Origin of the sequence: Methylobacterium sp. yr668, assembly GCF_900116245.1 — a bacterium.
In the GTDB taxonomy this organism is placed as follows: Bacteria; Pseudomonadota; Alphaproteobacteria; order Rhizobiales; family Beijerinckiaceae; genus Methylobacterium.
In genome coordinates, this window is sequence record NZ_FOZY01000009.1 from 189,069 (window position 1) to 202,494 (window position 13,426).

The window sequence follows — 13,426 nt, forward strand, 5'->3', positions numbered from 1 at the left end:
CCCGCGCCGGATCCCGGCCGCCTGACCGTCATCGGCGTGCGCCACCATTCCCCGGCCTGCGCCGGGCTCGTCCGGCGCACGATCGCGGCGCTGCGGCCGGCCTGCGTGCTGATCGAGGGGCCGGTCGACTTCAACCCGCACCTGCCCGACCTCGCCCTCGGCCACGACCTGCCGGTGGCGATCTTCTCGTTCCGGGCCGACGCGGCGGGCAGCGCCGCCTCCTACACGCCGTTCTGCGCCTTCTCGCCGGAATGGCAGGCCCTGGAGGCGGGCCGGGCGGTGGGTGCCGAGACGCTGTTCTGCGACCTGCCGGCCTGGGACCCGGCCTTCGGGCGCCGCGCCAACCGCTACGCCGACCCGCACGGGGCGCGCGCCGAGGCGGCCGAGCGGGCGCTGGCCGCCGCCCTCGGCGTCGCCGACCAGGACGCCCTCTGGGACGTCCTCGCCGAGGCGGCGCCCGAGGCGGAGCTGCCGGCCCGGCTCGACCGCTACTTCGCCCTGCTGCGCCCGCCCGGCACGGACGATCCCGCCGAGGAGGCCCGCGAGCGCTTCATGGGCGCCTACGCGGCCCACGCCCTGCGGGCGGCCGGCGACCGGCCGGTCGTCCTCGTCTGCGGCGGCTGGCACGCGGACGCCGTCCGGCGCCACGCCGCGCGGGCCGACGGGACCCGGCCCGAGCCGGCGCCGCCGGAGCCGGACCTGCGCACCGGCAGCTACGTGGTGCCCTACGCCTATCCCCGGCTCGACCGGTTCTCGGGCTACGCGGCCGGCATGCCGGCCCCGGGCTACTATGAGCGCGTCGCCGCGTCGGGCCTCGCCCCCGCGGCCGACTGGGCGATGACGGCGATCACCGCGGCCCTGCGCGAGGCCGGGCAGGTCGTCTCCACCGCCGACCGCGTCGCCTGGCGGGTCCACGCCGAGGCCCTCGCCCGGCTGCGCGCCCATCCCGCGATCCTGCGCGCCGACCTGATCGACGCGGCCCTCGCGGCCCTGGTGAAGGATGCCCTCGACCGCCCGCCCGCCTGGGCGGCCGGCCGCGCCGCGCCCGGCCACCCGGCGCTCGCCGCGATGCTGCGGGCGCTCACCGGCCCGCGCGAGGGACGCCTCGCCCCCGGCACCCGGCAGCCGCCCCTCGTGGCCGACGTCGCCGAGCGCCTGCGCGCCGCCGACCTGGAGCCGGGGCCGGCCCGCCGCAGCGTCGACCTCGACTGGGCCGAGCCCGGTGACCGGGCGCGGGCGCACCTGCTCCACCGGCTGGTCCTGCTCGGATTGCCGGGGATCGCCCGCGAGGGCCCGGACCGCGCCGGGCCCGGCCTGCCGCGGGAGCGCTTCACGCTCGCGCGCCACCCGCACTGGCTCGGCGCCCTGATCGAGGCCTCGCTCTGGGGCGGGACCCTGGAGATGGCCGCCTCCGCCCGGATCACCGCCCGGGTCGAGGCGGCGCCCGATTCCCTCGGAATCCTCGCCGGGGCCCTGTCCGACGCGCTGTTCGCCGGCCTCACCCTGGAGGGCGAACTGCTCGCCCGCCTGAGCGCGGGCATCGCGGCGGCGCACGACGCCGCCGCCCTGGGCGCCGCCGGGGCCGGGATCGTGCGGCTGTACCGGTTCGGCGACGCCTTCGCGCCGGCGCGGCCGGCCCTCGCCCGCCTCTGCGCCGTCCTGGCGGCCCGGGCGCTCTTCGTCGTCGAGGCCGTCCGGGACCCGCGCGCGGGGCTCGGCGCCATCCCGCTGGTCCTCGCCTGCCGCGACCTGTTCCGCGAGGTCGGCGCGGAGATCCCGGGCCTCGATGATCTGCGCGCGCCGTTCTCCGCCATGCTCGGCCGCCGCCTCGCCGATCCGGAGACGCCGCCGGCCCTCGCGGGGGCGGCGCTCGGCTTCCGGGTCGCCTGCGGCGATGCCGGATCGGACCCGGAGGCCGCCCTGGCCTGGCTGCGCCGCTTCGGCCTGCCCGCGACGCTCGGCGACTTCCTCGCCGGCCTGTTCGCCCTCGCCCGCGAGGAGATCGCCGCCGACGCGACCCTCGCCTCCGTCGAGGGTCTGGTGGCCGCCTGGGGCGACGACGACTTCCTGCGCGCGCTGCCGTCCCTGCGGATGGCCTTCGCGTGGTTCCCGCCCCGGGAGCGCGAGCGCATCGCCGTCGCGATCCTGCGCCGGAGCGGCCTCGGCGAGGCCCGGGCCGAGGTCGAGGCCCTGGCCTGGATGCGCCAGCGCGCCCGCCCGGCCGATCAGGCCGAGGCCCTGGCCCGCGAGGCGCGGGTCGCCGCGCGGCTCGCCCGCCACGGGTTGACCTGAGCCGCGACAAGGAAAATTTTACCGCCGCGCCACGGGGAGAGGACTGCATGCAGCGTTACGAGCTGACGGCGGGAACATCGGCGAAGTTCTGGGAGGCCGGAGCCGAGGACAGCGTTCTCATCGTGAGATTCGGCCGGATCGGCACGCAGGGGCAGTCCAAGACGAAGAGCTTCCCGAGCGCGCAGGCGGCCCGGGTCGAACTCGACCGGCTGGTGCGGGAGAAGACCGGCAAGGGCTATCGCCCGGCGGGTGAGGCCGCGCCGGCCGGACCGGATCCGGCCTCCGGAGCGGGCGCCGCGGCGACGGGCAACGCCGCCGCATCCCCGGCGGCCGAGGCCCGGTCCGCCGAGACCGGGGCCGCCGGGACGTCGCCCGCCCCCGCCGCCGGCGCGGAGGCGCGCCGCGTCCCGATCTTCACCGGTACGCCCCTGCCCACCCGCGGCCGGCCCGGCGCGCCCCTCGACGCCGCCGCCGACTGGGCCGCCTTCGCGGCGCGGATCCGCCCGCTGCTGGCGGCCGCCCCGGACGAGGCGCGCGCGCCGGCCGAGGCCCTCGCCGCCCGGCTCGACGGGTCGCCGCCGGCCCTCGACCCGGACGAGGTCCGCGCCTGGCTGGAGCAACTCGAGGCGGCCTGCCCGGCGCTGAGCCAGCGCCCCTGGGGCGCCAAGCCCGGACCGCAGGGGCCGGCGGCCCGGGCGGCGTTCACGCATCTCGCCCGCTGGCTCGTGGCCCGCTCCGGCACCGGGGGGACGCTCGTGGCCCTGCTCGACCGGCTGCGGCCCCGTCCCTCCGGCCGCTACGGCTCGCTCCCGGTCTCGGCCTGGGACATCCCCACCACCTTGGGTCTCCGGGCGGCCCTGGTCGCCGCCCCCGAGGCGGCGTACGCGGAGGCCCTGGACGCGGCCCTCCGGCTCGCCGCTTCGGACCCGGAGCCCACCCTCGCCCGCTGGCTCGCGGTGATCTTCGCGGACGACCGGCCCGGCGCCGACCACGCCCTCTCCGCCCGCGCGGTGCTGGCGCGCTGCGACCCGCCCGATCCCAAGGCCTACGGCAATTCCCACGTCGCCCTGCCGCTGATCGTCGACCTGCCGCCCGCGCAGGCCGCGCCCTGGTACGCCGCGCCGTATCACCGGGCGACGCTGGCGACCTGCGATGTCGGGGCCGAGGAGGCCGCCGCGACGGTGATCGCCGTCGCCGACGCGGTCGGCGAGCCGGCCACCCCCGGCCTCGTCTGGCTCCTGGAGGGGGCGGTCGGCCCCGAGCGCACGATCGTCGCCCGGGCCCTGCTGGAGACCCGCGCCGCCGACGCCCTCGACGCGCTCCTGCCCTTCGTGGGCACCAAGCTGGTCCGCGACGCCCTCGACGCCGCCGACGCGGCCTTCCCCGACTGGATGCTGCGGGCCTATCTCGGCGCGCTCCAGGGCAAGGGGGAGCCCGCCTACGGCCCCCGGGCCGTGACGCTCGCCGCGCGCCACGGGCACGAGACCGCCCGCGCCTGGGCGGCGGCCGAGGGAGGCCGGGCCGCGGGGCGCCTGGACCGGCTGCTCGCCGCCGGCAGCGCGCCTCAGGCGGCGCCGGAGGCCCTGCCGCCGGTGCTGCGGGACCCGCCCTGGCGGCGGCGCGGGGCCGCGCGCGCCCGGTCGGAACGGGCGGTGGCGCCGATCCCGACGCCCTTCGCGCACGGCTTCGACCCCGACGAGGCCCTCGACCGCAGCACCTTCTACTTCGAGGCCGGGACGCTGGTGGAGTCCATGACGGACCTCGCGGCGCGGATCCGCGCCACCGAGGCGGAGGCCCTCTACGACATGCCGATCCCGCCGCCGGCCGAGCCCGTGCCCGCCGCCGACGCGGATCCGGTCACCGCCCTGGCCTGGCTCGACCGCCGGCTCGACCTGGACCGCGACGCGTTCACCGGCTTCTTCTACTTCAACTACGGGCCCTGGTTCCGGATGGTCGGGTGGCAGCCCGAGCCCCTGGCGCTGATGCTGTGGGAGAAGACCGGGCCGCAGCGCGCCCACTACGTCGCGTGGCGGCGCACCATCGCGGTGATGCTGTCGCGCTTCGGCGCGCGGGCCGTGCCCGGCCTCGTCCGCCTCGTCGCGGCGGACCCGGCGCTGCTCCTGCCGGAGGTCGAGCCGGTGGACGCCGCCGACCTCGCCCCGGTCGCCGCTCGGGCCTTCCACCGCACCCGCAAGCTCCGGCCGGCCGCGGCCGCTTGGCTGCGCGCCCATCCCCGCACCGCCGCGCTGCGGCTCCTGCCCGAGACCCTCGGGGCCGCCGGCCCGGACCGCGACGCGGCCGACGCGGCCCTGCGCTTCCTCGCCGCCGAGCCCGCGGGGCGCGCCGCCCTCGACGCCGCCGTCGCGGCCTACGCGGAGCGGGATCCCGGCGTGCGCGGGGCGGTGGCCGCCGGCGTCGACAGCGACCCGCTGGAGCAGGTGCCGTCCAAGCCACCGAAGCTCCCCGACTGGGTGGTCCCCGCCGCCCTGCCCCGCCCGGTCCTGCGGAGCGGCGGCGCCCTGCCCGACGCCGCCGTCACCGCCCTGTGCGAGATGCTCGCCTTCTCCGACCCGCTCGCGCCCTACGCGGGCGTCGCGCAGGTCCGCGCCGCCTGCACGCCGGAGAGCCTCGACGCCTTCGCGGTCGCGCTGTTCCAGTCCTGGATCGCCGCCGGCGCCAAGGCGACGGGAGAGTGGGCGATGCAGGCGCTCGCCCTGATCGGGGGCGACCACGCCGCCCGCGACCTCACCCGGCAGATCCGCGCCTGGGGGCAGGCCGGCCTCAAGCCGCGCGGCAAGGCCGGCATCGCCGTGCTCGCCGGGATCGGCACCGACGTGGCGCTGATGAACCTCAGCGCCATCGCCGAGAAGAGCCCGCTGCTGCAACTGCGCGAGGCCGCCCGCGCCGCCATCGTCGACGCCGCCGAGGTTCGCGGCCTCGACGAGGTCGACCTCGCCGACCGGCTCTCCCCCGATCTCGGCCTCGACGCGCGCGGCGGGCTGGACCTGTCCTTCGGGGAGCGCCGGTTCCGGGTCGGCTTCGACGAGACCCTGAAGCCCGTCCTGCGCGACGCCGAGGGCCGGCGGCTCGCCGCCCTGCCCCGCCCGACCAAGGCGGACGATCCCGAATCCGCCAAGGCGGCGTCCCGGCACTGGGCGGCCCTGCGCAAGGACGCGGAGGCCGCGGCCGGCCTGCAGATCACCCGGCTCGAGGCCATGCTGGCGTCTCAGCGCCGCGTCGCCCCGGGGGTGTTCTGGCCGTTCTTCGCCGCCCACCCGCTGATCCGCCACCTCGCCGGGCGGCTCGTCTGGGGCCTCTACCCGGACGCCGCGCCCGCGACGCCGCCGGGGCACATCTTCCGCCTCGCGGAGGATCTCTCGCCGACCGACGCCGCGGACCACGCCCTCGCCCTCGACGTCGCGGCGGCCGAGGGCGTGGTCGGCCTCGTCCACCCCCTCCACCTCGACCCGGAGGAACGGACCGCCTGGAGCGGCCTGTTCGCCGATTACGAGATCGCCCAGCCGTTCCCGCAGATCGCCCGCGAGACCTTCGCGTTCACCGAGGCCGAGCGGGGCGCCGCCGAGACCCACCGCTTCGACGGGGTCCGGGTGGGCGGCCGCCGCCTGCGGGGGCTGCGGCCCCAGGGCTGGTCGACCGACACGGGGAGCGAGCACGTCCATGCGGTGCAGCGTCCGGTCGCGCTGCCCGACGGCACCCGCCTCGTCGCGGTCCTCCGATTCGAGGACGGGTTCTGGCACCGGCCCGGCCCGGAGGGCGACGGGATCCAGACGCTGCGGACCCTGACCCTGTCGGAGACCGGCTGGCGCGCCGCGGCGACCCACCGGTTCGGCGACCTCGACCCGGTGACCGCGAGCGAGGTCCTGCGGACGCCGAGCCTGCTCGCCGCCGCCGGCGACGCGTGAGAGGGAGACAGGCCATGGAACGCTACGAGCTGGTCGAGGGCAGCGCGGCCAAGTTCTGGGAGGTCGGCGTCTCCGGCCCGACGCTCACCGTCCGCTTCGGGCGCCTCGGCACCCAGGGCCAGAGCAAGGACAAGACCTGCGCCGATGCGGCCGCGGCCGTGAAGGAGAAGGACAAGCTCGTCCGCGAGAAGACCGCCAAGGGCTACGTCCGCGCCGACGGCGCGGCTCTCGCCCCGGCGCCGGCCGCGGCCCCCACCCCGGCACCGACCGCCGCCGCCACCTCGAAGCCGGCCCCTGCGCAGGCGTCCGGGCCGGTCGGCGAGACGGTTGTCGAGCCCGCCGCGGAGCCGGCGGCCGCCCCGCCGCCGGCCGAGGCCCCGCCGGAGCACGTCCCGCCCCCCGCCCCGGCCGCGGTCTTCGCGGCGGTGCCGCTGCCGACCCGCCTGCGCCCCGGTCCGCGCCCGGACGCGGCGGAGGCCTGGCGGGCGATCGCGGCGCCGCTGGCGGCCGCGCTCGGCGATGCCGAGGCCGCGCGCCTCGCCGGAGCGCCGCCGGACCGGGACGGCCTCGCCGCCTGGCTGGACGCGATCGTCGACGCCGCGGAGGCGCGCCGACAGGGGAATCCGTCCCGGGCCGCCACCGGCGACGCCGTCCTTCGAGGGGCACTGGAGGCGGTCCTGCGCTACGCCGTGGCCGAGGGCGGGACGGAGACCGTCGCCCGGCTGGCCGATCGCCGCCGCCCGACCCCGAAGACGCCGCGCGCCTACCAGCGCCTGTCCTGGGCCGAGCCGCTCCACCTCGCCCTGCGGGCCGCCCTCGTGCACGCCCCGGAGGCCGATTACGACGCCGCGGTCGCGCTCCTGAACGCCCGGATCGCCGAGGACCACGACTGGCCGGCGGCCTGCGCCTTCGCGTTCATCCTGGCCGACGACCGGGCCGCCCCGCACCCGCTCCAGCCCGTCGCGGTGGTCGAGGCCGCCGCGTCGGCGGGGATCGACGTCACGGCCGATACGGCCTACCTGCCGCTGCTGGCCGACGCGCCGCCGGAAGCGGTCGCGCGCTGGCGCGCCAAGCGCAGCTACCACCTCTACTTCGTCTACTGCGCCCTCGACGCGGCCGAGGCGGCCGCGACCCTGCTGGCGGTGGCCCGCGCCGCCGGGCAGCCGGCCCTGCCGGCCCTCGACTGGCTGCTGCACTACGCCCTCGACGAGCAGCGTCGCACGGTCGCCCTGGCGGTCCTGTCGACGGGCGAGGCCGGGGCGCTCCCGGCCCTGCTGCCCCACCTCCACGAGAAGCCCGTCGCGGCCGCCCTCGACGCGGCGCTGGAGGCCGATCCCGCCGCGATCCTGCCCCGCTGTCTCGCGGCCCTCGCGGGCGGCCGGTCCGAGCCCGCCCTGCGCGCCCGGGTGAACCGGGCGCTCGACGCCCACGGGCTCGACACGGTCCGCGGCTGGCTCGCGGCGTCGGGCGGGCGCGGGGCCGGCATCCTCGACGCCCTGGCGGAAGCCCGCGCGGTGCCCCTCGCGGAGCCCGCCGCCTGGCCGCGGGTGCTGCGCGACCCGCCCTGGCGGGCCAAGGCCCGGACCCGGGACGACCTCGTCCTCGCCCTCGCGCCGCTGCCGACGCCGTTCGCCCACGCGGTGCCCGAGGTCGCGCCGAGCTACTGGCGCGCGCGGAACGCCGTCACCCTCGACGGCCCGGAGGCGCTGCGGGCCTTCGTGGCGGCCGCCGAGCTTTCCCATCCGACGCAGGGCTGGAGCCGGATCCCGCCCCCGCTCTCCGAGCCGCCGCGCGACGATCCGCCGGCCCTGATCGCCTGGGTCGCCGGCCGCGTCGCCCAGATCGACGAGGCCTGCCATTACTGGGCGAACTCGCCCTATCGCCAGCTGGTCGGCAGCCTGGAGCGGCAGCCCGAGCCCCTGGCGCTCGCCCTCTGGGCCCAGTCGCGCGTCGTTGCGGGATGCTTCCACGTCTCGCAGTGGCCGGAGATCGTGTGGGCGATGCTGTCGCGGTTCGGCGAGCGGGCGATGCCGGGCCTCGTCGGGCTGGTCGAGGCCGATCCGGTCGGGCTCCTGCCGGCGGTCCTGGCGGTGGACGATGCCCGCCTCGCCGGGCCCGCCGCCCGCGCCCTCACGAAGCTCAAGAAGGCCCGCGAGCCGGCCCTGGCCTGGCTGCGCCGCCATCCCGAGACCGCCCTCACCCGCCTCTTGCCCGACGCCGTGGGCCGGCCCGGGGCGCTGCGCGACGCCGGCGAGCACGCCCTGCGCGTGCTGGCGCAGGACCGGGCGGACGGCCGCGCCATCATCGCTTCCGTGGTCGCGCGCTACGCGGACCAGGCACCGGACGTGACCGAGGCGGTCGCGCAGGTGCTCGACCGCGATCCCTTCGCCCGCGTCCCCGCCAAGGTCGGCAAGCCGCCCGCCTGGGTCGTGCCGTCCATGCTGACCCGGCCGCGTCTGCGGGACGGGACCGCCCTGCCGGACGCGGCGATCCTGACCCTGTGCGAGATGCTGTCCTTCACCGACCCGGACGCCGTCTATGCCGGCGTGCCGATGGTCCGCGAGGCCTGCACCGAGGCGAGCCTCGCGGCCTTCGCGTGGGACCTGTTCTCCGCCTGGATCGCCGCCGGGACGCCCTCCAAGGACGGCTGGGCCCTGCGCGCGCTGGGCTGGTTCGGCACCGACGCCACGGCCCGCGACCTGACCCGCCTGATCCGCCGCTGGCCCGGCGAGGCCGCCCACGCCCGCGCGGTCACCGGACTCGACGTGCTGGTCGACATCGGCACCGACGTCGCGCTGATGAACCTCAACGGCATCGCCGAGAAGCTGAAGTTCAAGGGGCTCCAGGAGAAGGCCCGCCAGAAGATCGCCCAGCTCGCCGAGGCCCGCGGCCTCACCCCCGAGGAACTGGCAGACCGGCTCGCCCCCGACCTCGACCTCGACGAGCGCGGCGGCCTCGACCTCGATTTCGGCCCCCGCGGGTTCCGGGTCGGGTTCGACGAGACCCTCAAGCCCTGGGTCCGGGACGCCGCCGGCCAGAGGCTCAAGGACCTGCCCAAGCCCGCCAAGGCCGACGAGGCCGGCAAGGCCGCGGCGGCGGCGGCCCGCTGGGGCGCCCTGAAAAAGGACGCGCGGGCCGTGGCGAGCCTGCAGGTGGCCCGCCTGGAGGCGATGCTCGCCGGCGCCCGCCGGGTCCAGCCGACGGTGTTCGGCCCCTGCTTCGCCGCGCACCCGCTCGTGCGCCACCTCGCCCAGCGCCTCGTCTGGGCCACCTTCGCGGATGCCGACCCGCGGACCGGTCCGGGCCTGACCTTCCGGGTGGCTGAGGACCTGACCTTCACGGATGCCGACGACGCGCCGCTCGACCTCGACCTGACCGGGGCGGCCCCGGGCCTGATCGGCCTCGTCCATCCCCTGCAGCTCGACGCCGGGGCGCTGGCGGCCTGGGGGGCGCTGTTCGGCGACTACGAGATCGTCCAGCCCTTCCCGCAGCTCGCCCGCGAGACCTACGCCTTCACGGAGGCCGAGGCTGCCGCATCGACCACGAGCCGCTTCGCCGGGACCGTCGTGGAGGCCAACCGCCTGCGCGGCATGGCCGCCCGGGGCTGGCCCCTCGGGGCGCCCCAGGATGCCGGGGTGGTGTGGTGGATCGAGCGCGCCGTGACCTTCCCGGGCGGCGCGGCCGGCCAAGCGTCGCTGACTTTCTCGGAGGGCCTGTTCACCGGCGCGGTGGAGTTTGAGGACCGGGAGCAGACCCTCGGCGACCTGACCCTCGGCTCGCCCTGGAGCAGCCGGTCGGATCCGGGCCAGCGCGCCTTCGGCGAGCTCGCGCCGGTGACGGCGAGCGAGCTCCTGCGCGGACCGAGCCTCCTCGCCGGGACGCGGCTGCGGTGAGCCTCGACCCGGTCACGCGCTGGCGGCTCATCCTGGGCGAGGCAGCGGATTCCGCCTGCGCGGGGGCCGGCTGCGCCCTCTCGGGCGATGCGGCCGCCATGGATCAGGCGCTCGACTGGCTCTACGGCCGCGACGCCGAGGGCGCGTCGCGGGGGGAGCGCCGCCAGGGCGGCCGCGAGGGCTCGACCCTGACGGTGCCGGGCTGGATCAACGCGGTCCACACGCTCTTCCCCCGCGAGACGATCGAGCGGCTGGAGCGCGACGCGATCGAGCTCTACGCCATCGACGACGTGGTCACGAACCCCGAGGTGCTGTCCCGGGTCGAGCCGAACGAGACGCTGCTGAAGGCGGTCCTGCGCACCAAGCACCTGATGGCGCCCGACGTGCTGGTGATGGCCCGCAAGCTCGTGCAGGAGGTGGTGCGGCAGCTGATGGAGCGGCTGGCGCGGGACCTCGCGGTGGCGTTCTCGGGGGTGCTCGACCGGCGGCGCCACACACGCCTGCCCGGCGCCCGCGACCTCGACCTGAACCGGACGATCCGCGACAACCTGCGCCACTACGATCCCGAGAGCCGGCGGATCACCGTCGAGCGGCTGCACTTCTTCGCCCGGAACCGGCGCCAGATGCGGCCCTGGCAGGTGATCCTGCTCGTCGACCAGAGCGGGTCGATGCTCGATTCGGTGATCCACGCCTCGGTGATGGCCGCCTGCCTGTGGAAGCTCCCCGGCATCCGCACCCATCTCGTCGCCTTCGACACGGCGGTGGTGGACCTGACCCGCGACTGCGACGACGCCTGCGAGCTGCTCATGAAGGTCCAGCTCGGCGGCGGCACCGATATCGGGGGCGCCGTGCGCTACGCGGCCGGCCTGATCACCGCGCCGGAGCGGGCGATCGTGGTCCTGGTCTCCGACTTCTACGAGGGCGCGAGCGAGGCCGCCCTGGTCGAGCAGGTGCGGGCGCTCTCCGGCCAGCGGACCCGCGTGCTGGGCCTTGCGGCCCTCGATTCGGAGGCGCGGCCCGCCTACGACCGGGCGATGGCCCAGCGGCTCGTAGCGGCCGGCGCCGAGATCGGCGCGATGACGCCCGGCGAACTCGCCGGCTGGCTCGCCGCCGCGATCCGGGCCTGAGCGGCGCCGATGGCCCGCCCCGACCTCCGCGCCCTCACGGATGACGGCCTGATCCAGCTCGCCAATGCCGGGCTGGTGAAGCGGGCGCTGCGCGAGGTGGCCGCCGGCCAGGGGCCGGACCTCGCGGAGGCCGGGGACGGCACCGTCGAGGCGCGCTTCGCCGACGGCACGGTCACGCGGCTCGGCCCCGGCCGGCCTCCCGGCGAGGCCAGCTGCACCTGCCCGGCGAGCGGGATGTGCCGGCACCGGGTCGCCCTCGTCGTCGCCTACCGGGCCGCCCCGGTCGCGGACGGGCCGGCCGACGGGACCGGCGATGGGGCCGGCGATGGAGATCCCGAGGGTGCGGCGGTGCCGGCCGCGGCGCCGGTCGCCTGGGATCCCGGCAGCCTCGACGGCGCCGCCTTCGAGGCGGGGCTCGGCGGCGCGGCGGCGGCGGAGCTGCGCCGCCTCCTGGCGGGTGGGATCACGGTCGGGCTGGAGCGGGGCGCCGTGCCGGCCGCGCGGCTCCCGACCGCGACGGTGCGCTTCCTCGTGCCCGACGCCGTCGGCTACGCCCGTTGCGACTGCGCGGCCGGGGGCGGCTGCGCCCACGTCGCCCTGGCGATCCGCGCCTTCCGGGATTCCGCGGGCGCCCCCGAGATCCGCCTCGGCGGCGCGGCCCCGGCCGGAGCGGAGGCGAAGCCGGCGGAGACGGACCTCGCGGAGGCCGCCGACCGGGTGGTCGCCGGCCTGCTGGAGGCCGGGGTCGTGTCTGGACCGGAGGCGCACGGCGCGGCCCTCGTCCGGCTCCGGCGGGCGGCCGAGAGGTGGGGCGCCACGCAGCTCCTGCTGGCGGAGGCGGACCTCGACGGGCAGGTCGCGGCCTATGCCGGGCGCTACGCCGCCTACGACGCGGCCGTCGTCCTGGCGCTCGCCACGGAGCTCCTCGGCCGCGTCCGGGGCGGGGAGGCCGCCCTCGGCCTCGGCCAGCCCTACGAGACCGCCATGGGCAAGACCCGCCTCGTCTCCCTGGGCGCCCGGCTCCTCGCCCGCGGGCGCGGCGCCACCGCCCGGGTGGCGCTGGCCGACACCGATACCGGCGCGCTCCTGGCGCTGGAGCGCGCGTTCGCGCCGGGCGAGGCCGAGGCGGATATCGCGGCCGGCCTGCCCGGGCGCCTCCTGAGCCCGGGCCTGTCCGTCTCGGGCACCGGCCAGGGCCAGATCCTGACCAGCGTCGCGCGGCGCCGGGCCGACGGGCTCCTCGCCCTCGGCCAGGGCGCGCGGGGCCGCACGGCGCTGCTGCCGCGGGACGCCCTGGTGGCCCTGCCGGCCCCCCTGGCGGCGCGGGACGTCCCGTCGATCCTGCGCCGCCTCGCCGACCGGCCGCCCGTCTTCCTGCGCCCGCGCGACCGGCTGGAGGCCTTCCACGTCTTCCCCGTCGAGGCGGTCCTGGGACAGGCCTGGGCGCCCGGCGCCCAGATGTGGCAGGCCGCCGTCGCGCTGCCAGGGGCGGGCGGCACGCTGCATCTCGCCCGCGCCTACGACCCCGCCGCGCCGCACGCCCTGGACGCCCTCGCGGGCGCCTGCGCGGGGCGCTGGGGACCCGTGCGGCAGGTCGCCGGCCCGGTGCGGATCGCGGACGGCGCCCTGGTCTGCGATCCCTGGTCGGTGTCGGTCGACCGGCTCGTCGTGCCCGACCTCGCCGTCCACGACGGCGCCGGCCACCCGATCCCGCCGGCGCCGGACCTGGGGCCGGCCACGCTCCTCGACGAGGCGGCCGCGCTCCTGGCGAACGCCCTCCATGCGGGGCGGCGGGCCTTCGCGGCCAGCGCCCGCGCCGGCGGGGCCGACTTGGTCGCACGCCTCGCCGCGACCGGCTATCCGGCCACCGCCGCGCGGCTCTCCGCCTTCCTCTCCGCCACCCTGGCGGCTCCGGGCGCGCAGTCCGAGCCCTTCGCCCGGGCCGCCCTCTGGGTCGCCGCCATGCGCGACGATCCCGGGCCGGAAGAGGCCTGATGAGGCCCGATCACGGAATCGTGCGCGCGCAGTTGCCCCCTCGGTCCCGCTGGGGCAGGTTGCCGCGGCTTCGGGCGCCGCGATTCGCCGGCCGGCCCGTCCCGGTCGTTTCGCGAGGAGCCCGGATGCGAGGACCCGTCGACCGTCGCGCGCGCGCGACGCATCCCTGCCCGGCCGCGCGGGCCGGCGCGGTGGC

General features: G+C 78.1%; 5 protein-coding genes. All 5 read left to right on the forward strand.

Translation table 11 applies throughout. The annotated features are described in order from the left end of the window. Positions 1-36 precede the first annotated feature (36 nt). Genes BM419_RS14395 through BM419_RS14415 form a run of 5 tightly spaced genes read left to right on the forward strand, consistent with a single transcriptional unit; the run spans position 37 to position 13,230 of the window. Complete coding sequence (locus BM419_RS14395) at positions 37-2,292, forward strand: DUF5682 family protein (protein ID WP_244540770.1); 2,256 nt, start codon at positions 37-39, stop codon at positions 2,290-2,292. Positions 2,293-2,339: 47 nt separating this feature from the next. Next, a complete protein-coding gene (locus BM419_RS14400; RefSeq protein ID WP_056530671.1) occupies positions 2,340-6,215 on the forward strand; it encodes a DUF4132 domain-containing protein in 3,876 nt (1,291 codons plus the stop codon). 14 nt (positions 6,216-6,229) lie between these two features. Next, entirely contained in the window at positions 6,230-10,108 is a 3,879-nt protein-coding gene (locus tag BM419_RS14405) for a DUF4132 domain-containing protein (RefSeq protein WP_056530668.1), read from the forward strand. Beyond that, positions 10,105-11,235, forward strand: coding sequence for a VWA domain-containing protein (locus BM419_RS14410; protein WP_056530666.1), 1,131 nt, complete (start codon positions 10,105-10,107; stop codon positions 11,233-11,235). Before BM419_RS14405 ends, BM419_RS14410 begins: the two co-directional genes overlap by 4 nt. Positions 11,236-11,244: 9 nt before the next feature. Next, positions 11,245-13,230 carry an SWIM zinc finger family protein gene (locus tag BM419_RS14415; protein ID WP_056530662.1) on the forward strand — a complete coding sequence of 662 codons (1,986 nt, stop codon included), beginning with the start codon at positions 11,245-11,247 and terminating at the stop codon, positions 13,228-13,230. Positions 13,231-13,426: the final 196 nt, after the last annotated feature.

Coding starts and splice junctions, on each gene's coding strand:
- BM419_RS14400 (WP_056530671.1), top strand. CDS start 2,340: ATGCAGCGTTACGAGCTGACGGCGGGAACATCGGCGAAGTTCTGGGAG.
- BM419_RS14405 (WP_056530668.1), top strand. CDS start 6,230: ATGGAACGCTACGAGCTGGTCGAGGGCAGCGCGGCCAAGTTCTGGGAG.
- BM419_RS14415 (WP_056530662.1), top strand. CDS start 11,245: ATGGCCCGCCCCGACCTCCGCGCCCTCACGGATGACGGCCTGATCCAG.